This window comes from Amycolatopsis tucumanensis (genome assembly GCF_021654135.1).
Lineage (GTDB): Bacteria > Actinomycetota > Actinomycetes > Mycobacteriales > Pseudonocardiaceae > Amycolatopsis_E > Amycolatopsis_E tucumanensis.
In genome coordinates this window covers 1-22,985 of record NZ_JAKGSD010000034.1, presented here as the reverse complement: position 1 = coordinate 22,985, position 22,985 = coordinate 1, and the positions used below count along the sequence as shown (strand labels likewise).

The 22,985-nt window shown below is 68.1% G+C and carries 22 protein-coding genes; 17 read left to right on the top strand and 5 right to left on the bottom strand.

What is annotated here, in order from left to right; all coding sequences use genetic code 11:
- Window positions 1-210: 210 nt before the first annotated feature.
- The 3 genes from L2C96_RS28415 to L2C96_RS28405 all read left to right on the top strand — a co-directional run bounded on the left by L2C96_RS28415 (window position 211) and on the right by L2C96_RS28405 (window position 4,074).
- A complete protein-coding gene (locus L2C96_RS28415) occupies window positions 211-1,182 on the top strand; it encodes a succinylglutamate desuccinylase/aspartoacylase family protein (RefSeq protein WP_084506123.1) in 972 nt (323 codons plus the stop codon).
- Window positions 1,166-2,290: a pyridoxal-phosphate dependent enzyme gene (locus L2C96_RS28410; RefSeq protein WP_237338377.1), complete on the top strand. Its 1,125-nt coding sequence runs from the start codon at window positions 1,166-1,168 to the stop codon at window positions 2,288-2,290. The genes L2C96_RS28415 and L2C96_RS28410 overlap by 17 nt, the downstream gene beginning before the upstream one ends.
- 296 nt (window positions 2,291-2,586) lie before the next feature.
- Entirely contained in the window at window positions 2,587-4,074 is a 1,488-nt protein-coding gene (locus L2C96_RS28405) for a M81 family metallopeptidase (RefSeq protein WP_237338376.1), read from the top strand.
- A gap of 5 nt (window positions 4,075-4,079) precedes the next feature.
- Here L2C96_RS28405 and L2C96_RS28400 read toward each other — a convergent pair whose 3' ends face one another.
- Window positions 4,080-4,901: an IclR family transcriptional regulator gene (locus L2C96_RS28400; protein WP_020419512.1), complete on the bottom strand. Its 822-nt coding sequence runs from the start codon at window positions 4,899-4,901 to the stop codon at window positions 4,080-4,082.
- Window positions 4,902-5,136: 235 nt separating this feature from the next.
- On the opposite strand from L2C96_RS28400, the gene L2C96_RS28395 reads away from it, so the two are divergent.
- The 7 genes from L2C96_RS28395 to L2C96_RS28365 all read left to right on the top strand — a co-directional run bounded on the left by L2C96_RS28395 (window position 5,137) and on the right by L2C96_RS28365 (window position 12,172).
- Window positions 5,137-6,411: an aspartate aminotransferase family protein gene (locus tag L2C96_RS28395; protein WP_237338375.1), complete on the top strand. Its 1,275-nt coding sequence runs from the start codon at window positions 5,137-5,139 to the stop codon at window positions 6,409-6,411.
- Entirely contained in the window at window positions 6,408-6,800 is a 393-nt protein-coding gene (locus L2C96_RS28390; protein WP_020419514.1) for a RidA family protein, read from the top strand. The genes L2C96_RS28395 and L2C96_RS28390 overlap by 4 nt, the downstream gene beginning before the upstream one ends.
- Window positions 6,801-7,664, top strand: a complete 864-nt coding sequence (locus L2C96_RS28385; RefSeq protein ID WP_020419515.1) for a fumarylacetoacetate hydrolase family protein — start codon at window positions 6,801-6,803, stop codon at window positions 7,662-7,664.
- A 5-nt stretch (window positions 7,665-7,669) separates the two neighbouring features.
- On the top strand, window positions 7,670-9,046 hold the full coding sequence (locus tag L2C96_RS28380; protein ID WP_237338374.1) for an FAD-binding oxidoreductase: 1,377 nt from the start codon (window positions 7,670-7,672) through the stop codon (window positions 9,044-9,046).
- Window positions 9,043-10,089 carry a (Fe-S)-binding protein gene (locus L2C96_RS28375; RefSeq protein ID WP_237338373.1) on the top strand — a complete coding sequence of 349 codons (1,047 nt, stop codon included), beginning with the start codon at window positions 9,043-9,045 and terminating at the stop codon, window positions 10,087-10,089. Before L2C96_RS28380 ends, L2C96_RS28375 begins: the two co-directional genes overlap by 4 nt.
- Window positions 10,090-10,309: 220 nt before the next feature.
- Complete coding sequence (locus tag L2C96_RS28370; protein ID WP_237338372.1) at window positions 10,310-11,212, top strand: AraC family transcriptional regulator; 903 nt, start codon at window positions 10,310-10,312, stop codon at window positions 11,210-11,212.
- A 12-nt stretch (window positions 11,213-11,224) separates the two neighbouring features.
- Complete coding sequence (locus L2C96_RS28365; RefSeq protein WP_020419518.1) at window positions 11,225-12,172, top strand: helix-turn-helix domain-containing protein; 948 nt, start codon at window positions 11,225-11,227, stop codon at window positions 12,170-12,172.
- Window positions 12,173-12,180: 8 nt separating this feature from the next.
- On the opposite strand, the gene L2C96_RS28360 is transcribed toward L2C96_RS28365, so the two are convergent.
- The 3 genes from L2C96_RS28360 to L2C96_RS28350 form a co-directional block, all read right to left on the bottom strand.
- Entirely contained in the window at window positions 12,181-12,831 is a 651-nt protein-coding gene (locus L2C96_RS28360; protein WP_020419519.1) for a hypothetical protein, read from the bottom strand.
- A 131-nt stretch (window positions 12,832-12,962) separates the two neighbouring features.
- Window positions 12,963-13,232 carry a winged helix-turn-helix domain-containing protein gene (locus L2C96_RS28355; protein ID WP_020419520.1) on the bottom strand — a complete coding sequence of 90 codons (270 nt, stop codon included), beginning with the start codon at window positions 13,230-13,232 and terminating at the stop codon, window positions 12,963-12,965.
- A 199-nt stretch (window positions 13,233-13,431) separates the two neighbouring features.
- Entirely contained in the window at window positions 13,432-15,126 is a 1,695-nt protein-coding gene (locus L2C96_RS28350; protein ID WP_237338371.1) for a GGDEF domain-containing protein, read from the bottom strand.
- A 152-nt stretch (window positions 15,127-15,278) separates the two neighbouring features.
- Here L2C96_RS28350 and L2C96_RS28345 point away from each other — a divergent pair, with 152 nt between their 5' ends.
- The 4 genes from L2C96_RS28345 (at window position 15,279) to tsrT (ending at window position 19,919) form a co-directional block, all read left to right on the top strand.
- Window positions 15,279-16,649, top strand: coding sequence for a tryptophanase (locus L2C96_RS28345; protein WP_237338370.1), 1,371 nt, complete (start codon window positions 15,279-15,281; stop codon window positions 16,647-16,649).
- 164 nt (window positions 16,650-16,813) lie between these two features.
- Window positions 16,814-17,812, top strand: coding sequence for an AraC family transcriptional regulator (locus L2C96_RS28340; RefSeq protein WP_237338369.1), 999 nt, complete (start codon window positions 16,814-16,816; stop codon window positions 17,810-17,812).
- Between the two features lie 82 nt (window positions 17,813-17,894).
- Window positions 17,895-18,179 carry a helix-turn-helix domain-containing protein gene (locus L2C96_RS28335; protein ID WP_020419524.1) on the top strand — a complete coding sequence of 95 codons (285 nt, stop codon included), beginning with the start codon at window positions 17,895-17,897 and terminating at the stop codon, window positions 18,177-18,179.
- A gap of 84 nt (window positions 18,180-18,263) precedes the next feature.
- Window positions 18,264-19,919, top strand: a complete 1,656-nt coding sequence (gene tsrT, locus L2C96_RS28330; RefSeq protein ID WP_237338368.1) for a tryptophan 2-C-methyltransferase — start codon at window positions 18,264-18,266, stop codon at window positions 19,917-19,919.
- 143 nt (window positions 19,920-20,062) lie between these two features.
- Here the strand turns inward: tsrT and L2C96_RS28325 are convergent, their stop codons facing one another.
- Complete coding sequence (locus L2C96_RS28325; RefSeq protein ID WP_020419526.1) at window positions 20,063-21,226, bottom strand: glycoside hydrolase family 3 N-terminal domain-containing protein; 1,164 nt, start codon at window positions 21,224-21,226, stop codon at window positions 20,063-20,065.
- Window positions 21,227-21,364: 138 nt separating this feature from the next.
- Between L2C96_RS28325 and L2C96_RS28320 the strand changes: the two genes are divergently transcribed.
- Genes L2C96_RS28320 through L2C96_RS28310 form a run of 3 tightly spaced genes read left to right on the top strand, consistent with a single transcriptional unit; the run spans window position 21,365 to window position 22,936 of the window.
- Window positions 21,365-21,652 (top strand): DUF6343 family protein, encoded by a 288-nt coding sequence (locus L2C96_RS28320; RefSeq protein ID WP_237338367.1) that lies wholly within the window; start codon window positions 21,365-21,367, stop codon window positions 21,650-21,652.
- A 28-nt stretch (window positions 21,653-21,680) separates the two neighbouring features.
- A complete protein-coding gene (locus L2C96_RS28315) occupies window positions 21,681-22,322 on the top strand; it encodes a phosphoribosyltransferase (protein ID WP_020419528.1) in 642 nt (213 codons plus the stop codon).
- Window positions 22,319-22,936 (top strand): dienelactone hydrolase family protein, encoded by a 618-nt coding sequence (locus tag L2C96_RS28310; RefSeq protein WP_237338366.1) that lies wholly within the window; start codon window positions 22,319-22,321, stop codon window positions 22,934-22,936. The genes L2C96_RS28315 and L2C96_RS28310 overlap by 4 nt, the downstream gene beginning before the upstream one ends.
- Window positions 22,937-22,985: the final 49 nt, after the last annotated feature.

Genomic DNA, 22,985 nt, shown 5'->3' with positions numbered 1-22,985 from the left:
CGGCTGCGTCACGAAGTGATCGGTGCGCCAGGGGCATCACCATCGCGGATGGCCGCATGAAGTTTCATCACATGAGACATCCTGTTCAAGTTCGTGTCAACACGCCATGGCTGCTTGCGGGCGGATGTATGCTCATCTGAGACATGTGGTTCGCCAGATGAAACCCGGTTGGCCCACGGCGGAGGTGCGAGTGATCTCGTTCGAATCGGCATGACGGCATTCAGCCCAGGTCAGGGAGGGCAATCAGATCATCAGGTCCTTCCCGGCGGCTCGTGCCTGATCAGGGTGCGGGGACGCAGAGCTGGACCGACGCTGGCGCTTCTTGGCGGGGTTCACGGGGACGAGGACGAGGGAGTGCTCGCGGTCCTGCGGGTCGTGCGCGAACTCGCCGGGATCGATCTTTCCGGCACGGTGCTCGCGGTTGCCCGCGCGCATCCCGCGGCCTGGGCCGCGGCAAGCAGGACCAGTCCCCTCGATGGAGAGAACCTGGCGCGGAGCTTTCCGGGAGCCGCCCACGCCGGTCCCACGGCTGCCGTGGCCGCTGGGCTGACTAGCGAGGTCCTCCTGAAAGCGGATGTGCTGATCGACCTGCACTCCGCGGGTAGCCGTTACAGCATGCCGCTGTTCTGCGGCTTCTCGGAGGGACACGCTGCCTCCCGGGAGTCACGTACCTTCGCAGAAGCCTTCGGAGCGCCGATGATCTGGCAGCACCCGAGACCTTCGACCGGCCGGAGCCTGTCCGTTGCCGCTGAACGAGGCATACCCTCTATCTACGCGGAGTGTTCAGGTGGTGGTGAGATCCGGAAAGCCGAGCTCGACGCGTACGTGCGTGGCGTGCTTTCGGTCATGGCCGCCAACGGGATGGTGTCGGAGCGCTTCACGCGCTCCCCGGCCGCGCCCGCGCAATGGGTTCACGGTACCGGCGATCTCGACAGCGGGATGCAGTCGGGATGCGACGGTCTGTTCGTCACGGCGGTTGGCGCGGGGGCGTTCGTTCAGGCCGGCGCTGAGATCGGGCACCTGTACACCTTCGACGGCGACGAGGTCCAAGCCGTGTGCGCGACGAAGGCCGGCTTCGTGATGTTCCTGCGCAGGCAGGCACGCGTACGACGCGGCGACGTGCTGTTCGTGATGGCCGACGCGAGTGCGGAGAACAGGAGCGGACATGACAGATCGTCATAGTGGGTTGGAGCGCTTTGCCGCCGATCTGCCTCCGGTGACCAGCTTCGTGAGTCTCGGTGAGGGTGACACGCCACTCGTCGAGCTTCCCCGGCTCACGGCCGAACTCGGTCTGGCGCGACTTCGTGCCAAGCTCGAGTCGTTGAACCCCACAGGTTCCTACAAGGACCGCATAGCGGCGATGTCGGTGTCCCTGGCCCTGCGTGACGGGATGTCCGGGTGGATCGCGACGTCTTCGGGCAACGCCGGGATGGCGATGGCGGCGTACGGAACTCGCGCGGGTTTGCCTGGGTGCCTCTGCATGGTGGCGTCCGCACCCGCGGAAAAGCGGCTGTCGATCCTGCCCTACGCGACCGAGCTGCTCCTGGTCGAGGGTGTCGGGAGGGCGGCGACAAGGGCGGCCGAACGAGGGCTGTTCGACGAGGTGCGGGCGGCAGCGGAACGGCACAACCTCTACCTGGGGATCACCGCGCACGAGTTCAATCCCGAGGGGATGCGCGGCGCCGACACCATCGGCTACGAGCTGGCCGAGCAAGCGCCCAGCATGTCGCACCTCTACGTGCCGACTGGCGGTGGCGGGCTTCTGGTGGCGATCGCGCGGGGGTTGCGAAGCCGCGGATCGAGGACGAAGGTAGTCGCGTGCCAGCCTTCCGGTTGCGCACCGATCGCGCGCTACCTCGCCGGTGAGATCGACCATCCGCATGTCGGTGCCTGCAACAGTGACATCTCGGCTCTTCAACTGCCGAGTCCGCCGGACGGGCGGCGCGCCGCTGAGTCGGTGCGAAGCACCCGAGGATGGGCCGGGGCTGTTCCGGACACTGCCATCCTGGAAGCGCAGCGTGCTCTGGCGTCTACCGAGGGTGTCTTCGCCGAACCTGCGTCCGCGTGCGCCCTGGCCGTCCTCATTGACGACGTCCGGAGGGGTCGCATCGGTTCGCATGACGACGTCGTCCTGGTCGTCACAGGAGCCGGGTGGAAGGATCTCAACCGGTTCCACGGAGACGCCGAGCGCCTGCGCACAGTCGCTGTCCGGGATGTCGCCACAAATGTGGACGACTGGATGTCGTCGCGGAGGGCCAGCGTATCCGCGACGTTGTCGGAGGTGCGGTGACCGGCCATGCCTGAAACCAGTGGGACAGGACACCGTGCCCGCCCTGGTCACCTGCGGTGGCAGAGCCAGTGTGTGGATCTCCGAGACCGCGTCAAGCCAGGGCTTGTGACCTGACGGAGCTGCTCGAGCGCTCACGGCGCAGCTCCAGGAGGACCCACCAGCGGAGGAGCCACTGCGCTGGACGAGAACGCCGGCGCAGTCGCCTGGCGATCCGGCAGGCTTCCCGCGCCGCTGGCGCGATGGTGGTGGCTTGACTGTTTTTCCCGCCAATCCGAGTCTTCGACCAGGAGGTACCGTTGCGGATAGCGACTCTGGGCATCTACCACGAGGCGAACACGTACTCGCCCATCGCCGCGGATCTTGAGCTGTTCAACGAGGGCGGCGTTTACCGGGACGGCGAGATCATCGACAAGTTCGCGAGCTCGCACGCGACGATCGGGGGCTTTATCCAGGCGAGCTCGGAACTCGGCTTCGAACTCGTCCCGCTGCTGTTCGGAAGGGTCAACCCGGTTGGACCGATCACCCGGGACGCCTTCGAGCAGCTGTCGACCGAGATGGTGGATCGCCTTGCTGCCGATGGTCCGTGGGACGGGATCCTGTTGGCGCTTCATGGTGCGGCGGTCGCCGAGCACGTGCCGGACGCCGATGGGGAGCTGGCGCGTATGGTGCGCGCGACCGTGGGACCTGATGTGCCTGTGGGCGCGGTCTTGGACATGCACGCCAACGTTTCCCAGCAGCTGATCGACGCGCTGACGATCACCCTCGTGTACCAGACGAACCCACACGTCGACGCCGCCGAGAGGGCAGTGGACTGCGCCCGGTTGCTGGTGCGGGCGATCCGGGAGGAGGTTCGACCGGTCCAAGCGCTGCGGCAACTGCCTCTCGTCGTCAACATCGCGCGTCAGACCACAGACGAGGAGCCCATGGCCGGGTTGGTGGCCACTGCTGCCGCTATCAAGAATCGGCCCGGGATGCTTTCCGCGAGCGTGGTCGAGGGGTTCCCGTACGCGGACGTGTCGCACATGGGCATGTCGTGCATCTCGATCCACGACGGGGATCCGCGGGCAGCGGCGGCGGCCGCGGACGAGCTCGCGGACGAGATCTGGTCCTGTCGTGGCGAGTTGCAGGGCGAGGGGCATGACGTGCGGGCAGCGCTCGACCTGGCGCGGAACGCTGACGCCGGCCCAGTGGTTCTGCTGGACGTGGGTGACAACGTGGGGGGTGGAGCACCCGGGGACTCGACTGTCATCCTGGCCGTGGCCCAGCAGGTAGGAGTGCGTTCCTTGCTGCAGACCCTGTGGGACCCGGAAGCAGTCGCGGAGTGCGTGGATGCGGGTGAGGGGGCTGAGGTGGCCCTCGAGGTCGGCGCGCGCCATCCGCATTCGGCCGGTCAACCGGTCCGGGTCGAGGCGGTCGTGCGCCGGCTGGCCGATGGGCGTTTCGAGGAGCCTCGACCCACACATGGTGGGTTCCGGTTCTTCGACATGGGTCCGACCGCTGTGCTGGACACCTCAGACGGGCACACGCTGGTGGTCATGAGCAAGCAGACAGCCAACACGAGCCTGCAGCAGTACCGCTCGCTGGGCATCGACGTCCGGGATTACCGGGTGGTGGTCGCGAAGGGATGCAACGCCCCCCGGGCGGCCTACGCCCCCGTCGCGCAGAAACTCGTCACCGTGGACACGCCAGGCATCGCGGCCATGAACCTGGGCGCTTTCGAGTACCTGCACCGGCGCAGGCCGATGTACCCCTTCGAAGACCAAGTCGTCTACCGAAACCGTTGACCGGATCAACGCTCCTCGGTCAACGGGTTCGTGGCGATCCCCGCAGCCACCTCGATCAGCGTCTTGGCCACTCGCTTCACGTCCTGCATGGAGAAACGGGAGGCAGGCCCGCTCACGCTGATCGCTGCCGGCAGGTGTGTCGCGAGAAGCGGTACCGCGACACAGCGACCGTCCTCCTCGTTCTCCCCGTTGTCCACGGCATAGCCGGCGCGGCGCACCTTGGCGAGTTCATCCAAGTAGTCGTCCAGCGAAGTGATCGTGCTGGACGTCCGAGGAGGTAGCCCCGTGGTCTCCAGCAGGCTGCGAACCCGGTCCTCGGGAAGGTGCGCCGCGATCGCCTTGCCCAACGCGGTGGAGTGCAGGGGATCGTGATCGCCGCGCGCGGCGGCCAGGCGCACGCCACGCCTGCTCTCGACGATGTCGATGTATATGACGTGGTCCCCGTCGAGGAGCCCCAGATTCGCCGTCTCGCCGAATTCGTCGCGCAGCGCTGCGAGTGACGGGCGCGCGCGTTCGCGCAGGATCTCGAGGTGCCTCGACTGCATCCCGACGAAGCCGAGGCCGAGGCGGAACAGACCGCGTTCCTCGTCGCGCTCGACGTAGCGGTGGCTCTCCAGAGTCCAGAGGTAGCGGAACGCCGAGGACTTCGGCAAGCCGGTCGTCTGGGCGACCTCGTTGAGGGTGATGCCGTCGACGGACTCCTGCAGCAGGTTCAAGATCAGGCATACGCGTTCGACGGCGCGTACCGAGTAGTCGCGCTCCTCTTCTACGCGAGCGCTTCCGCCCGAAGCGGTGTCGTCCGGGTCCTGCTTGCGACGGCGAGCCACGTCTTCCTCCTCGTTTCGGTTGCCAATGTGATTGTTTCAGAGCTTAGTCAGCTGCGCGATCGACTGTCAGGGGGCCAAGGGCTTCACCGCTGGTTGAACGCGCCCCCTTGACGGCCTGATCGAATGAGCCGTACCTTGAGCACAATAGATTGTCAGTTTTATCTAGTGAAACGCAGCTCGGCGGGTTCCCGGCAGGAGGGGGTGTCGGCCGTTCGGCGGTGCGGGAGGGATTTCCATGCTCAACGACTCGCCGGGGACGTGCCTGCGTTCCGCCGAGCTCAGGCAACGTGCGCAGTTGCGAACCCCCGGGGGAGTGCACTCCAACGTCCGATTGAGCGGCGCGCAGGATTTCATCCAGCGGGCCAAAGGGGCTTGGCTGTACAGCGTCGACGGGCGCGACTTCGTCGACTACCTGCTCGGCCAGGGCCCGAACTTCCTTGGACACGCACCGGAAGCTGTCGTCAACGCCGTGTTCGAGGCCTGCCGGAACGGCGTCATCTTCGGAGGGCAGCACGAGCTCGAGGTGCAAGCTTCGGAACTCGTCTGCCGCACTGTGGGTTGGGCGGAGATGGTGCGGTTCGGCGTCTCGGGTACCGAGGCGGTGCAGGCTGCCTTGCGCCTGGCTCGCGCGGCGACAGGGCGGACGAAGGTACTGCGGTTCGAGGGCCACTACCACGGTTGGCTGGACAACGTCCTGACGAGCCCGCGAGACGGTCACTGGGGAACCGCGAGCGCAGGACAGCTCGAGAGTCATCTGGACGATTTCGTGGTTGTGCCCTGGAACGATCCGGTCCAGGTGGCAGAGACGCTGGAACAGCACCGGATCGCGGCCGTGATCATGGAGCCACTCATGATCAACGCTGGAGTCATCGAGCCGAAACCGGGTTACCTGGAAGAGGTGCGCCGGCTGTGCACCGAGTTCGGCGCGGTGCTGATCTTCGACGAGGTCATTTCCGGTTTCAGGCTGGGGTTGGGTGGCGCCGCGGAACGTTATGGAGTCACGCCCGACCTGGCCACCTACGGCAAAGCGCTGGCAGGCGGCTTCCCGGTTTCTGCTCTGGTGGGGCGCAGCGAGCTAATGAGCCGTTTCGGAACCGGAGAAGTGAACCACTCCGGGACTTTCAACAGCTCGGTCATGGCGACAGCCGCCGTAACCGCGGCACTGACGAGCCTGCTGGAGGACCCGCCGTACGAGCGGATCGCCAAACACTCGCGAAGCCTCATCGTGGGGCTGCGGGACCTCGGTGTCGAATTCGGACTGCCGTTGCGGGTGCAGGGGGTGCCGGCGGCGTTCCACGTGTCGTTCGGCGACGCCGACGTTTCCGACTACCGGTCGCTGCAGCAACTCGACCTCGCTCGTTATGAAAGGCTGGCGAAATCGCTGGTCGAGCACGGAATTTGGGTTACCGGCAGAGGCGTCTGGTACGTGTCCGCGAGCCACGGCGGCGACGAACTGGACGCAGCGCTGACCCGTTTCGAGGCTGCCCTCCGTGATGGAGCCGGTCGATGACGGCCGCGAAGCGGGCAAGCCTCGACGGCAACAAGTCGCGGTTTTCCCCCAGTTTCAGCGCCGGTGGCTTCGTCTTCGTGTCGGGACAGGCGGCTGTGGGCTCCGATGGGCAAATCGTGCCCGGCACGTTCGAGGAGGAGATGCGACGCTCCTTCGACAACGTCATCGGCATCCTCGCAAATCTCGGGCTCGGGCTCGGCGACGTCGTCAAGGTCGGCGCCTACCTCCAACGCGCCGAGGACCTGCCGGAGTACAACCGGATCTACGCCGAGTACTTCCAGCCGCCGTTACCTGCCAGGACCACGTTGACGAACTGCTTGACCGAACGGATCAAGTTCGAACTGGACGTCATCGCCTACGCGGGCGACTCCCGTCCGTCCACTTCCTGAATGCCGGAGTTGTTGATGAAGCTGATGCAGCTGGGCGAGCCTGGTAGCGAGCGCCCGGTCGTGTGCCAGGGAGGCCGGTACTACGACCTCATGCCGATCACCCCGGAGATCGACGGTGCGTTCTGGTCTTCAGGCGGACCGGATCGAGTGCGGGCGGCACTGGAGACCAACGCGTTGTTCGAGATCGACGTAAGCGGGCTTCGGGTCGCTCCGCCCATCGCGAGGCCGTCGGCCATCTACTGCATCGGCCAGAACTACGCGGCGCACGCCGCGGAGTCCGGCGACGAGCCGCCTAGCGAGCCGATTCTCTTCCACAAGTCGCCGAACACCATCATCGGTCCTCGTGACGACGTGCTGATCCCACGCGGGTCGGCCAAGACCGACTGGGAGGCCGAACTCGGGGTTGTCATCGGCAAACGCGCGCGGTACCTCGAGACGCCGGAGGATGCCAGGAGTTGCGTCGCGGGCTATGTGGTTTCCAATGACGTGTCCGAGCGCTCCTTCCAACTGGGGCGTCCCGGAGGACAGTGGTCCAAGGGCAAGTCCTGCGAAACCTTCAACCCGCTGGGCCCCTGGCTGGTCACGGCGGACGACGTGCCGGATCCGCAGGTGCTCGAGCTGCGGTCCTGGGTGAACGGCGAGGCGCGCCAGGCTTCGAAGACCTCGGACATGATCTTCACTGTCGACGAGATCATCTGGCACCTTTCGCAGTTCCTCGTTCTCGAACCGGGTGATCTCGTCAACACGGGAACCCCCGAGGGGGTTGCGTTGTCGGGGCGGTTCGAGTACCTGCGTAGCGGCGATGTCGTCGAGATCGAGATCACCGGCCTCGGCCGGCAGCGATCTGTGTGCGGGCAGGCGTGACGCACGTGGACCACGACTTCGCGTCCGCGCTGGCCAACATCGTCGGGCCGGACCACGTCCGGACGGCGCCGGGGGAGTTGTCGGTCTACGCGCGTGATGCCACTCCGCTGTTCCACCAGCCGCCGGGTCTTGTGGTGTTCCCATGCACCACCAGCGAGGTGTCGCGGATCTTGAGCCTCGCGAGCGACCGCGGAGTTCCCGTGGTGCCCCGCGGTGCGGGCTCGAACCTGTGTGCTGCGACCGTTCCGGTTCGCGGCGGGGTCGTGCTGTCGATGACCCGTATGACGCACATCGTCGAGATCAGCACGGACGAGATGCTCGCCCGGGTCCAACCGGGCGTGACGACCGCTCGCCTCGCCGACTGCGCCGAAGCCAGAGGCTTGTTGTACGCGCCTGATCCGAGCAGCCGCGTGACCGCGACCGTGGGCGGCAACATCGCCACGTGCGCGGGCGGTCTTCGCGGCCTGAAATACGGGGTGACTCGGAACTACGTACTGGGGTTGGAGGCGGTCCTCCCCACCGGCGAGGTGATCCGCACCGGTGGGCGGCTCTGGAAGGATGTCGCAGGCTACGACCTGACCCGCCTGCTCACCGGGTCTGAAGGCACGCTTGCCGTGATCACGGAGGCGACGGTCGCACTCCTGCCAAAACCAGCCGAAACACTGACTGGAGTAGCCTATTTCGAGTCACTCGAGGCCGCTTCCCACGCCGTGGGCCAGATCATCGCGAACGGGATCGTTCCGGCGACTCTGGAGTTCCTCGACAAGAAGTGCATCGGCGTCGTCGACGACTACACCGGACTGGGGTTGCGACGCGAGGCCGGTGCCATGTTGCTCTTCGGCGACGACGGCCCGGCCGAAGTCGTCACAGGAAACATGTCCCGGATGCGGCGGATCTGTACGGAGGCCGGCGCGATCGAGGTCACGGTCGCGCCGGACGTCGCCCAGTCGGAAGCACTGCTCGCGGCGCGCAGGTGCTCCTTGCCGGCGCTGTCGCGGCTCGGATCGCTCACGATCCTCGAGGACGTGAGCGTGCCCAGACCCAGGCTGGCGGAAATGGTGAGCCGCATCGACGAGATCGCCGACCGTTTCGATATCCGGATCGCCACTTTCGGGCATGCTGGAGACGGCAACCTCCATCCGACGTGTGTCCTCGACCCCGATGACGGCGACGCCGTGGAGCGTGCGCACAAGGCTTTCGCCGAAATCTTCCGCACTGCCATTCGCCTGGATGGCACCATCACCGGTGAGCACGGCGTTGGTGCGGTGAAACTGCCGTTCCTCGGCGAACGTCTGGGGCAGGAACAGGTCGAACTTCTGCGCCGGATCAAAAGGGCATTCGATCCAGCCGGAATCCTCAATCCCGGGAAGCTCGGATCATGATCTTCGACAATGAGCTGCTGGCCCGGTGCATCTCGTGCGGGTTCTGCCTTCCGGCATGCCCGACGTATCAGGCCACTCGGCAGGAAGCGGCTTCGCCGCGTGGACGGATCTTGCTGATGAGAGCGCTGGAATCCGGGGAGCTCGACGGCCAGGACCCGACACTGGCGGAACAAGCCGCGTACTGTCTGGGATGCCGCGCGTGTGAACCGGTGTGCCCAGCCGGGGTCCAGTACGGGGATCTGCTCGAACAGTGGCGCGATCATCAGTGGCGGGGCAGCAAGGCTCCGCTCCGTGCGCGGCTCTTGATGTTCCTGGTCGCCCAGACCCGGGTGGTGCGGGCCCAGGGGTGGTTCCGCAGGCATGCACGGAGTCCGGCGACGAAGGATGGGCCTTCGCTCATGCTGGGATGTGCTGAGCGAGGCCTGTTCCCGCAGGTGTCCCGGGCGGCGAAGCGGCTGGTGCCTGCCCTTGCGGTACCGGCCGACCAGGGTTGTTGTGGTGCGCTCCACGCGCACAACGGTGACTCCCGGGCAGGTGCGCTGATGGCGAAAGCGTTGGGAGACAGACTTGGTGGGGTGATCGTCACAACCTCCGGCGGGTGCGCTGCCCACCTCGCGCGCCAACTGGGCCGGAATCGGGTGAGGGAATTCAGTGAGTATCTGGTAGAAAGTGGTGTGCCGGAAGGTCAGGTGACTATCGGGAACCGGCCGGCGCGCGTGTCCTTGCAGGATTCGTGTCATCTGCGAAATGGTCTCGGGGTCTCCCGTCAACCTCGCGAGCTCCTCCGTGTCGTCGCCGAGTACGTCGAGCTGCCGTCCGCGGCGACTTGTTGTGGTGCGGCGGGTACGTACTCGATCCTTCGTCCGCGAGACAGTCAGAGGATTCTGGAAACGAAGATCGACGAGATTGAGCGGGCGAACCTCGATTATGTTGTTGCCGTGAACCCGGGCTGCCTCCGGCAACTGCGGACTGGATTGCGCAAGCGAAAGTCGCACGTACGTGCCGTGCACATCGCGGAACTCCTCGTGATCGCGGCGGAATAAACTCGGTTCTGCTCCCCGGGCGGCCTTGTTCGCCGCTCCGCCGTGAGTACTATGAAGGCCGTTGAACTTCGTTCTTCATGGCTGAGAAGGGTCAAGCGAGCAAACCGCGTGGCCTTGATCGATTATCCGCCTTCGCGATGAATAGTAGATCATGCAACAACGACCATTAGATCAGTTCGCACTCTTTCGGTCCCGTGATCTTGACGAGGTCAGGGACGAGATGTCGCGAGTGCTCTGTCCGCACCGCCTCGACGTGATCGATCCTCGTTGGCCCCTCGACGCGCGGATGAACTCGACAAGGCTGCACCACCTCGTGGTCAACTACGTGGAGTACAGTGCACCTGTTCTCGTGGAGCCGGGCGAGACCGGCTCCTTCTCCGTGGTCCAGGCACACCTGCGTGGACAGGGCACCGTCAGCTCGGGCCAGGACCAAGTCCTGGCCACTCGTGATCGCATCGTGGTGAGCTCGTCCCGGGAACCGCTTCGGATGTCCCTGACGGCGGACAGCTGTCTGGTCCTCCTCCGGATTGACTCGTCCGCAGTCGAAACCGTGCTCACGGGGTTCCTCGGTGAGGATCTCCGGCAGCCCGTACGGTTCGAGCTGGGCATGCACGTGGCTTACGGCGCGCCCCGATCCTGGTACAGGTCCTTGCTGGATTGCGTCGCACGTGTGGACAAGCGGGATGCGGTGCTGGTCTCCCCGGTCCGTATCGACAGGTTCGAGCAGGCGATGATCTTCCAGCTTCTCGCTGTCCAGCACAACAACTACAGCTCGGTGATCGACGAGCCCGTGAAGCCGGCTTCCGCACGACTGGTCCGGAGTGCGGTGGAGCTGATCGAGACGGGGTCCGGGGTGCCGCCGACGGAGATCGCGGTCGCGCGAGACCTCGGCGTAGGCCTGCGCCACCTGAGGGCCGCGTTCAAGCATCACCGCGGCGCGACCCTCGCTGATCACCTGTTGGGGGTTCGTCTGCAACGCGCTCGGCGGGATCTGCTCACTGCTGACCCCCGCGAGGTCACGCTGAACGAAGTCACGCAACGCTGGGGGTTCGATGTGCACTCCTTCGTCCCCTGGTACCAAGCCGCGTTCGGCGAGACGCCGGACCTGACGCTCCGTCAATGAGGAGGACGCACGATGGCCGACTCGTACTTCCGAACCCGGGATCTCGCCCTGGCCCGCTCCGCCGTCGAACCGATCTTCGGACAGCACGAGCTGAGGCGGACCGGCGAGCATGTCGAGATCGACATGCGCATGCGAACTCGGAGCGGCACCAGCGCGGTGTCGGCGATGCTGACGTACGGCGCACCGGTCATTGCCCGGCTCAACACGCCAAGGCACGCTTACGTCTCGCTGATCGTCCTGCAGGGACGATGCATGTGCCGGCACAGCGGCGCGTACCTCGATGTCGGGCCAGGCGGCATCGTAACCGTGTCCCCGGACCAGCAGTTCGCCATCGCGCCGGAGGCGGACTGCCTGTTGAAGGTGGCGAGGATCGAGCAGCACGTCATGCACGGAAGGCTCGTGCGTCTGGCGGGGTTCTGGCCCAACGACACGATCACCTTCAGCCCGGAGGTTGCCTTGGTCGCCGATCCGGGGCACACGCTCGCGACCACCGTCAACCGGTTCTTCGTCGGGGGACGCTCAAGGTTCGCTCGCTATGCGGATCACGTCTTCGTCGATTGGCTGTTGCGCAACCAGTCCCATGAGCACAGCGAAGCGACAACCGAAGGAGAACGGTCTGTCGTCGGATTCGAGACCGTGAACTTCGTGAAGTTGCTCATGCGCACGAATCCGGTGGCGGACACAACCATGAGCGAGTACGCCGCGGAGGCAGGTACTGGGTTGAAAGATCTCCTGGTGGCCTTCGAACGGTACGAAGGCTGTCTCCCGCACGAGTTCCTGCGTGGGGTGCGTTTGGACCGCGTGCACGCGCTTCTCCTGGAATCGGGTGGCGGGCTCAGGGAATTCACAGCTGCCCTGGACCGGATGGGTTTCCGGGACAACGAGCAGTTCCAGCAGTGGTATCTACGAAGGTTCGGCGAAACGCCGCAGCAGACGCAGCGCCGGGGGTCGTCCGTCTAGCGCGGCTGTCAGTCCTCGTCCTGGCGAGGCCACCACTGGTCCAGTAAGTCCATGCGAGCGTCCACCAGCGCTGCGTCGCGCAAGTCGACGAGGTGGACACCTCGCCAGCGCTGGAACCCGATGCGCTCCAGCATGTTGCCAGCTCGAAGGCTGGAGAGTTCCGCAGCGATCCGATCCGAACCGGGACGGGCGAAATCAAGGGGCGAGACCCGGCAAGCGGCGAGACGGGCGTTGGGCGACAGTATGCGCAGCGCGCTGGCAATGAGGGCGGCCCCCAAGCCGTGACCGCGCCACGGCTCGACGAGCTCGACGCGCCGTAGGATGACCATTCGCGGCGGCCCCTGACTGATCTGCGCGTCCAGTTCCGGGTGGAGCTTGCCCTGGTCCGGGTCGATCACAGTCTCGGCGATGAACTCCAGTGCCCACTCACCGAGTACCACCGAGTCGAGCAGGTTGCGCTCTTTCGTCAAATCCGCGATAACGAGTGAGATGGTCCCGACGTGGCGCAGGTCAACCGGGCAGATGTCGAGCTCAGAGACGTCGGCTGACGCGTCCCATTGTTCCGGCTGCTCGTCCTCGTCGTCGATCTGCCACCAAAAACGGCTGTGTGTGAGCGTGAGTTCGATCGACAGCGGGTTCGCGGGCAGATCGGGAACCACGATCACTCCTCAAGCAACACCGGTGGCGCTAATGCACGTGCATCCGCACTCTAGTTTGACACTATTCGTGCGGAAGTAGTGGGTGTATCGGTGTAGGACTACCGCCTTTCTGCTGTTACTCTGAGCAGCTCTCACGTTTGATGGCGCCTTCTCCGATTCTCGTCGGCGATGAAGGTGCCCTTTGAGCGGATGGTGAACACCAGACCGCGTTCACGGAGGATCTGGGTTGCGTGGCGCGCCGTGCCGAGTGAGACGCCGTACTCGGTGGCCAGTCGTCGTTCCGCCGGCAGCGGCGTGTTCGGGCGCAGCTCACCGGCCTCGATGCGGGCCTCCAGGTGGTCCGCCATCATCTCGTAGATGTACCCCGGCTTCGCGGTGGGATCGAACTCTGGGACGGTCACGGGAGGAAGGTAGAACGGCGTTAAAAGGGGCGGATTTCACGGTTGCTCCAAGATGCGCCTGTGCGCGCTATGACGGGGTTGATCACGAAGACGCCTGCACTGTCACCCTACCGGGTGGCGAAATGCGAAACGGTCGCCGAATTCGTCAGTTGTTCACTGTCGTCACCCGAGCGGGTTAGCCAGAACGGGCGCACAATTGTCAGCGGACTTGATTTGGGACGCGCATTGAGTCGTGGCCCTGTCCACGCAGTATCTCGAAACGGTCGGTGCCCGGCCAGCTGTTCACCCAGCTCGACCCCGGCACGTCCTTCGCGCGCTTCTTCAGCGGCGCCAGCAGCCGGGAAACCTCGCGGTAGGACTTCGCCGCCGTGCCGGCGCACACGACCGTCGCGAGCGAGACCGTGACCGTGAGGTGCTCGGCCGTCCACGGGGTGCCCAGCAGGGTGTCCGCGACGGCCGGGATCTCGTCGATGTCGCAGGCGATCAGGAAGTCGTCGCCCCCGACGTGGCTCACCGTGACGCTGCGCAGCTTCGCCGCCAGATCCGTCAGCGTCCGCCCCAGCGCCCGGATCAGGTCGTCGCCCGCCGCGAAGCCCACCGTGTCGTTGATGCGCTTGAACGAGTCGACGTCCAGCCACGCCACGACGAGCGGCCGCCCCGCGGCGATGCGGCGGTCCACCTCGCGCGCGACGGTGTCGCTGCCCGGCAGCCGGGTCAGCGGGTTCAGCGCGGCCGCCTCCTCGATCTTCGCCTCGGCCATCGCGCGCACGATCTCGGTCACGAACACCACGCCGAGGCACTCGCCGTCCGCGCCGACCACGATGATGTCGTCGGCGGTGCGGGTCAGGTCGGCGTCGGCGACCAGGTCGAGCAGCTCCAGCGCGCCCGCTCCGGTGCGGATGGTGCGCGGCGGGTCGGCCAGCCGCGCGGCCGCCTTGTTCGCGTGCAGCGCGTGCCCGTACGGGCCGGTCAGGTCCAGCAGGAACCGGGCGCGGTCGATCGACCACCGCGGCCGTCCGGCGGGGTCGATCCCGACGATCCCGCTCGGCGCGTCGTGGTCCAGCAGCACCCGCCGGACTTCGTCGCACGTCGCGTCGTCGGGCAGCGTCGTCGCGGGGTGCCGGAAGTCGTCCACGCGCGGCGCGGCCGCCCTGGTCAGCGGCACCGGCGTCGCGGGCCCCGGCGGCGCGGTGACCAGACCGGAGGGCATCGCGTTGGCGCGGGCCGGGGCGAACAGGTTGCCCTGCACGATCCGCACCCCCAGCCGCCGCGCCGCCGACAGCTGCTCCTCGGCCTCGATCCCGGTCGCCACCAGCCGGATGCCGGTCCGCGAGGTGAAGTGCACGAGCGACTCGACCAGCGCGACCGCCGCCGCCTCGCCAGGCAGCCGCCGCAGCGTCGTGCGGTCGAGCTTGACCAGGGCTACGCCGGCTTCGGCGAGCAGGTTCAGCGGCAGGTCGCCGGACCCGAGCCCGTCGAAGGCCAGGCGGAAACCCAGCTCGGCGAACCGCTCCAGTCCGGCGAGCAGCGCCTTCGGCGAGACGCCGTGGAACGGCGCGCCGATCTCCAGCACGATCTCCCGTGGACGGCGACCGGTGCGCCCGAGCGATTCGAGCAGCGGGTCCAGCACCAGCTGCGGCGCCGCGGCCGACAGCGCGATCAGGTTCAGGTGCAGGGGGAGCAGCGTCTCGTGGGTGGCCTCGGCGAGGACCGCCTGCGCGGCGAGGCCGGCGTCGACGTGGACCAGGCGTCCGCGGCGCTGGGCGGCGCGCAGGAGGTCGTGGATCCGCCCGGTGGCGGGCCGGGCGAGGGCTTCGACACCGACGACGCCGCCGGTGTACAGGCTGTAGAGCGGTTGAAAGGCGAAGCCTACGTCGTCGGCCGCTGCTTCCACACGTGAATCCTCCGCCGTCGCCGGGCCGGGCGGCCCGTTCGCGCGCCGATTGTGTCCCAGCTCACCATGGGCCCGAACTGGCCCCTACCGCCACGCCCGGCGGTCGCTCCAGGCTGGTCTGGTTGTCCGAATTGACCAGCGAGGAGCCGCCCGTGCCGCCCTTCATGGAGCCGTTCCGGATCAAGGCGGTCGAACCGATCCCGTTCCCCACCGCGGAGGAGCGCCGCGACGCGCTCGTGGCGGCGGGCTGGAACCTCTTCCGCGTGCCCGCCCGTGCCATCACCATCGACCTGCTGACCGATTCCGGCACGGCGGCGATGTCGGCCGCGCAGTGGTCCGCGCTCATGCGGGGCGACGAGTCCTACGCCGGCGCGCGGTCGTTCGAGCGGTTCGAGGCCGTCGTGCGCGACCTGACCGGCTACGGCGAGATCCTGCCGGTCCACCAGGGACGCGCGGCCGAGCGGATCCTGCTCGGCCTGCTGCTGCGGCCCGGCGACATCTCGGTCAGCAACACGCACTTCGACAGCACGCGCGCCAGCGTGGAAGCGGCCGGCGCGCAGGCGGTCGACCTGCCGGTGCCGGTCGCGCCGGGGGAGCTGAACCCGTTCGGCGGCGACCTGGACACCGGCAGGCTGCGGGACCTGCTGCGCACCTCGGCCGACCGCGTGAAGTGCGTCGTCCTCACCATCACCAACAACGCGGGCGGCGGGCAGCCGGTCTCGGTGCGCAACGTCAAGGACGTGCGGCAGCTCTGCGACGACCACGGCGTTCCGCTCTACCTGGACGCCTCGCGCTTCGCCGAGAACGCGTACCTGGTGACCGAGCGCGAGGACGGCTACGGGCACCTGTCGCCGCGCGAGGTGGCCCGCGTGGTCTTCGAGCTCGCGGACGGCTGCTGGGCCAGTCTCAAGAAGGACGGCATGGCCAACATCGGCGGGCTGATCGCGTTGCGCGACGCCGGTCTCGCCGCCCGCGCCCGCGAGCAGCTCATCGCGTTCGAGGGGTTTCCGACCTACGGCGGTCTCGCCGGGCGCGATCTGGAGGCGCTCGCGGAGGGGCTGCTGGAGGTCGTCGAACCGGACTACCTGCGGTACCGCGCGGAGTGCGCGCGCTGGTTCGGCGAGCAGCTGGGCCTGGCGGGACTGCCGGTGCTGCAGCCGACCGGCTGCCACGCGGTGTACGTCGACGCGGGCGCGATGCTGCCGCATATCCCGCCGCAGCAGCTGCCCGCGACCGCCTTCGCCAACGCGCTCTACCTGGCGGGCGGGGTGCGGGTGACCGAGCTGGGGACGCTCGTCTTCGGCAGGCGGGACCCCGACGGCGGGCCGGACGTGCCCGCGCCGCGCGAGCTGGTGCGGTTCACGTTGCCGCGCCGGGTCTACACCCTGAGCCACCTCGAACACGTCGTCGACGTGGCCGAGGGCGTCTGGTCGAAGGCGGACCAGCTGACCGGCTACCGCATCGTCGAGCAGGGAGGTGCCCTTCGACAGTTCACGGCGGTCCTGCGACCGGCCGCCGAATAGTAAAACCCCTGATCAACTGGGGTCCGACGCGTCGGATGCAAATTGCACATGGCAAGTTCGCCCGTTCGTCGGTAGCAATTGAACGCCTAACAACGGAGAGTGGTGCATTGGAGGTGTATGGGAGTCGGCGCCACCGTACGTTGATCTTTTCGACTGCCCGGGACATGACAGTACTGCCACTGGACAAGTACCGGCTCTTCCACTCGCGAGACGTCGACGAGACCCGCGAGCGGGTGGGCCGCCTGTTCTGCCCACACTCGATGAACACGCTCGGCCGCAACCCGCGGCTGAACACCAAGGTCAACTGCCGTCGCCTGGAGAACGTGGCGATCGCCGTGGTCGCCTACGGCACCGACGTGCGCGTCGAACCCGGCGAGCTCGGCTCCTTCTACGTGGTTCTGGCTCCGGTGATCGGCCGGGGCATGGTCCAGTGCGGACGCGAGCAGATCAACTCCGCGCCGGACACGGCCGGTGTGGTCGGCACGGACGACCCGCTGCGGATGCGGCTGTCCGACGACTGCGCCCAGTTCGTCATCCGGATCGAGCGGCCGGCGCTGGAGGCGCGCCTGGCCGAGCTCATCGGCGGTTCGGTGTCGGAGCCCGTGCGGTTCCGGCTGGGCATGGACATCACCCGCGGTTACGGCCGCAGCTGGTACCGGGAGCTGGCCTACGGCGTCTCGGAGCTGGACCAGCCGGACACGATGCTCTCCCACCCGGCCGCCGTCGAGCAGTTCGAGCGCAACCTGATCACCGGGTTGCTGCTCGCGCAGCCGCACAACTACACGGCGATGATCGAGGGCCGGGACCGCCCGGTGCCCTCGCGGTCGCTGCGGGCGGCGCTCGATCTGATCCACAGCCATCCGGAGGCCCCGCACACGCCGGGCAGCCTGGCCCACCAGGCCGGGGTGAGTGTGCGGGCGCTGCAGAAGGCTTTCCGGGAGCAGCTGGGCAGCTCGCCCAGCGAGTACCTGCGCGGTGTGCGGCTCCAGCGGGTGCACGACGAGTTGTCGGCCGCTCAGGTCGAGGTCACGACAGTCGGGGAAATCGCGAGCAAGTACGGGCTGATGCACCACGGCCGCTTCGCGGCGGCCTACCGGGAGCGGTTCGGTGAATCACCCAACGCGACGTTGCACAGACGGTCTGGACGTCTACTGGAGTTGTGAAGGGGCGAATCGTGCGTGATGAGGACAAAACCGTGCGCCGGACAAATCGTGTCGGCGGGCCGGCGCTCGTAGCTTCCGCGTCATGAGCGCCGACGCTGCCGTGGCCGCCCGCGACTCGATGCCGATCGGCCGGTTGATCCGGTCCGCGCGGCACGAGCGCGGGCTGACCCAGTACCAGCTCGCGGACGAACTCGTCACGGTCTCGGGCAACGAGAGCCTGGGCCGTGGCGAGGTCTCGCGCTGGGAGCGGGGCAAGCGCGTGCCCGGCCCGTACTGGCAGAGCCACCTGAGCCGGGTGCTGGAGGTGCCCCCGGACGAGTTGCGTGCCGCCGCGCGCACGGCGAAGCAGTGGCGACGGCGCCAGTGAAACACAACCCCTGATTTCCCCATCCCGCTTTTGCCATTTTTGCAGCGAAAGTTGTGCTCTTTTTCGCGCAGGAGTGGGAGTCCCATGGGAAAGTCTTTGGTCACACTGGTCAACCCGAATCTCGTCCATCCCCCGATCACGCCGTACGCGCTGGACATCCTGACGACCTCGCTGGAGGCCGACGGGTTCGATGTGGACGTCGTGGACCTCACGTTCCGGCGGGACGACTGGTGGACCGTGCTGCGCGAGTACTTCGCGAGCCACACGCCGATGCTGGTTGGGGTGACCGTGCGCAACACCGACACGATCTACGCGCAACAGCAACGCGGTTTCCTCGGCGACCACCGCGCCATCATCGACGAGATCAAAATGCACAGCGCGGCCCCGATCATCGCGGGCGGTGTCGGTTTTTCCTCGATGCCGTTCGCGTTGGTCGACTATTTCGGCATCCCATTCGGGGTGAAGGGGCCGGGTGAGGAAATCATCGTCGGCCTGGCGAATGCGCTGCTGTCCGGGGAACCGCCGGATACCGTGCCCGGGCTCCTGGTCAACCGCGGCGGCGGGCGGGTGGAGAAGGTCGTGCCGCAGCTCGGCCGCCGCGGCCGCCCGCTGTCCTCGCCGATCAACACGACCACGAGCTACACCCGCCGGTCCGGGGAGCCGTGGAAGGTCGACAACCTGCGCTACTACCGCGGCGGCGGGCTCGGCAACATCCTCACCAAGAACGGCTGCGCCTACTCGTGCGCGCACTGCGTGGAGCCGGACGCGAAGGGCACCCACTTCACGCGCCGCGCCGTGGAGTGCGTGGTCGACGAGATGGAGGCGCTGACCGCGCAGGGCGTGTACGACCTGCACACGACCGACAGCGAGTTCAACCTCGTCATCGCGCACAGCAAGAACGTGCTCCGCGAGATCATCCGCCGCCGCGACACCGACCACTCCACGCCGCTGCACAACCTGAAGCTGTGGATCTACGCGCAGCCGACGCCGTTCGACGACGAGCTGCTCGACCTGCTCGTGCGGGCCGGGTGCGCGGGCATCAACCTCGCGCCCGACCACGTGCGCGACGACGTGCTGGACGGCTGGAAGGTCTCCGACGGCGGCCGCCGGTTCTACACCTTCGACGACGTGCGCGCGTTGTGCGCCAAGATCGCCAAGGTCGAGCTGCCGGTGATGGTCGAGGTCCTGCTCGGCATGCCAGGGGAGACAGCGGTGACGATGACCGAGGCGGTCCGCCGCACGCTCGACCTGGACGTCGCGGTCGCCGGTTACAGCCTCGGCATCCGCGCGTTTCCCTACTCGCCACTGGGGATCCGGATGGCGGAGCAGTGCGCCGGCCGTCGCACGCTGCCCGGTCTGCAGTCGGACTCGGCGGTCGAGCCGATCGTGCTCAAGCCGCGGGCGATGTGCGAATCGATCGTCGAGTACGAGCGGCAGTTCGCCTTCGACCGCGACGGCCGTTTCCGCCCGGTCTACTTCCTGTCGCCGGACCTGCCGGAGGACCCGGCGACCATCGCGTCGCCGAACGGGCGGTGGGTGAACAGCGTGCAGATGCTGTGGGACCTGGTGCCCGCGTCGGAGTACCACCGCGTGATGCTGCCGACCCTGCCCGGCATCACCGAGGACGACAACAACTACGCGGACAACCCGTTCCTGCTCAAGCTCATCGAGCTCGGTTACACCGGGGCGTTCTGGTCGCACTGGCCGCAACGGCACGAGATCATGCAGGGTGCCGCCTGACCAGGGACTATTTCGATCCGAACACGAGACCTTGAGCTGCCGCGAAGGTTACGTAGACTTTCCCGCGGCGACACGCCCCAGATCCCGCTGCGTCGGCCGGACCCTCAGCGTCGAGGAGCCGGCCGGCGCAGCCGCCCCACTTCTCAGCACGCGTGCTTGGCGCGCAGGACCGTGGTGAGCGCGTCGGTCACCCGCTCGGCGGACAGCGTCCCGTCGGCCGTCGCCTTCTCCATCGCGTCCAGCACCGTCGTCACCCGGCCACCCGAGGACCACAGCGCCTGGTCCGCGCCGGACTGCACGGCCTTCACCACGGCCTGCGGCAGCGGGTATCGCTGGGTCACCGCCTTCATCGCGCCGAGGTCGTCGGTCAGCACCGGGCCGTCGAAGCCGAACTCGCCGCGCAGCAGCTGGTAGGCCGCGGGCGACAGCGACGCGGGCTCGCCACCGGTCAGGCCGGGCACGTCGAGGTGGCCGACCATGACGGCGGCGGAGCCGAAGTCCGCGAGGTTGCGGTAGGGCACCAGGTCGTTCTCGCGCAGTTCGTCCAGCGGCGGGGTGGTCACCGAGCCCTTGTGCGAGTCGCCGGTCGCGTGCCCGTGACCGGGGAAGTGCTTGACCACCGGCTGGATCCCGGCGTCCTCCAAGCCCGCCGCGAAGGCCTGCGCGTAGCGGCGCGCGGTGTCCGGGTCGGCGCTGAAGGAGCGGTCGCCGATGACGTCGCCGGCGGCGCCGTCGGTAAGGTCGAGGACCGGCGCGTAGTCGACGGTCACCCCGCGCGCGGCCATCGCCCGCCCGCGCTCCCGGGCGAGCTCGCGGACCTCGCCGGTGGTCATCGTGGCGGCCATCTTGCGGGCGCTGGGGATCGACCCGTCCAGGTCGTCGAGCCGCTGGACGCGGCCGCCCTCGTCGTCGACCGCGACGGACACCGGCAGCCGCCCGGCCTGCTGGACCTGGTCGAGTGCCTTGTTCTCGAGCAGCGCGGTGGCGTTGCCGCCGAGGAAGATCCCGCCGACCTGCTCGGTGCGCACGAGGTCGGCCGCGCCCTGCGGGTCGGACGCGTCGACCCCGACGACGACCAGCTGCGCGAGCCGCTGGCGGGGCGTGAGTTCGCCGATCACGGTGGCGCACGCGTCCGGCCCCTCGGCGGCGGCGATGCGCGGCTGCGGCGGCGGCGCGGTGGTCGGAGCGGCGGCCGGGGGCTGCTGCTCGGCCTCGTCGCCGCCGGCGTAGACGACCACCGCGGCGAGCAGGGCCCCGGCGGCCAGTACGAGCAGCAGTCGCCGGGTCAGGTGCTTGGCCGGCCTCATCGGCGTTGGGTGTTCCTTCCTGGCGGAATGGGGTTCGCGGCCACGGTAACCCAGTGCGCGGCGAGCCAAACGGCTCGTCGCCGGACCGGGTGAGGGCGGCCACGTGTCCGCGGCGGGCCCGGCGGGTAGCCGGGGAGCATGCGAATCCCGCGTGAGCGGCCTCGCAGCCGCGAGGAGTACCAGCGGGGCCTGCCGGACTACCACGATCCGACCGCCGGTTTCGGTGGCGCCGCGCCGGCGTACAGCGCGCTGACGCTGCGGATCTGGCTCGCCGCCATCGGCATCCTCCTCGCCGCCGGGGCCGCCGTCCTGTTCGCCACGATCGAGATGTGGTGGGTGACGGTGCTGATGTCCCTGGTGGCGGTGGGGATGGTGACCGACCTGGCCTGGGTCGTGCACCGCAAGCGCCGCGGTGAGCCTGGTTGACGATCTCCGGCAGGGGTAGACCTGTGGCATGAGGCGGCGACACGAGTACCGCGACCGCCACGAGGCGGGTCTGCGGCTGGGTGAGCTGCTCGCCGAACGCGAGTGGCGCGATCCGCTGGTGCTGGGGCTGGCGCGCGGCGGGGTGGTCGTCGGTCACGCGGTCGCCCAGGTGCTGGGCGCGCCGCTCGACGTGGCGGTCGCCCGCAAGATCGGCGCGCCCGGCCAGCCGGAGTTCGGCGTCGGCGCGGTCACCCCGGACGGCCCGCCCTACTACGACGAGCGGTCGCTGTCGATGCTCGGGCTGCGGCCGGCGCAGCTGGAGGCGGTGTGCCGGGCCGAACGCGCCGAAGCTCGCCGCCGCGCCGTGGTCTACCAGCGCGGACGTCCGCCGCAGCCGCGGACCGGACGGGACGTGCTGGTGGTCGACGACGGGCTGGCGACCGGCGTGACCGCGCGGGCCGCGTTGCGGGCGTTGCGCGCGGACCGGCCGCACAGCCTGGTCTTCGCCGCGCCGGTGTGCGCGCCGGACGCCGCGGCGGCGTTGAAGAGCGACGCCGACGAGGTGCTGTGCCTGCTGGCGCCGCACGGTTTCCGGTCGGTCGGACAGTGGTACGCCGACTTCCGCCAGACCGGCGACGACGAGGTCATCGAACTGCTGGAGACGTCATGACCGTTCCGCTCACCGTCGACCCCGGGCTCCAGGGCGATCTGACGGTCCCGTCCGACGCGATCGGGGTCGTCGTGTTCGCCCACGGTTCGGGCAGTTCCCGGCACAGCGCCCGCAACATCGCGGTGGCGCGCGAGCTGCAGGACAACAGGTTCGCCACGCTGCTGTTCGACCTGCTCAGCCCGGACGAGGACCACGGCGACCGGCGGTTCGACATCGACCTGCTGACCGAACGCCTGCGCGCGGCGATGGCCGAGCTGTCCCGGCGCGCGGAGACGGCCGGGTTGCCGCTGGGCCTGTTCGGGGCGAGCACCGGCGCGGCCGCCGCGCTGCGGGCCGCGGCGGCCGAACCGGACCGCGTGCAAGCGGTCGTGTCCCGCGGCGGACGCCCCGACCTGGCCGGCGACGCGCTCGCCCAGGTGCGGTGCCCGACGCTGCTGATCGTCGGCGCGCGGGACGAGGAGGTGCTGCGCCTGAACCAGTCGGCGGCCGCCGAGCTGGGCGGACGGCACGACATGGAGATCGTCCCGAAGGCGACGCACCTGTTCGAGGAACCCGGCGCGCTGGAGCGGGTCGCCCAGCTCGCGGCCGCCTGGTTCAGCGAGTACCTCCCCTAGGACGTGTCCTCAAAGTTGGAGATTCGACCTGGTTTGATCTTGGGTTGTG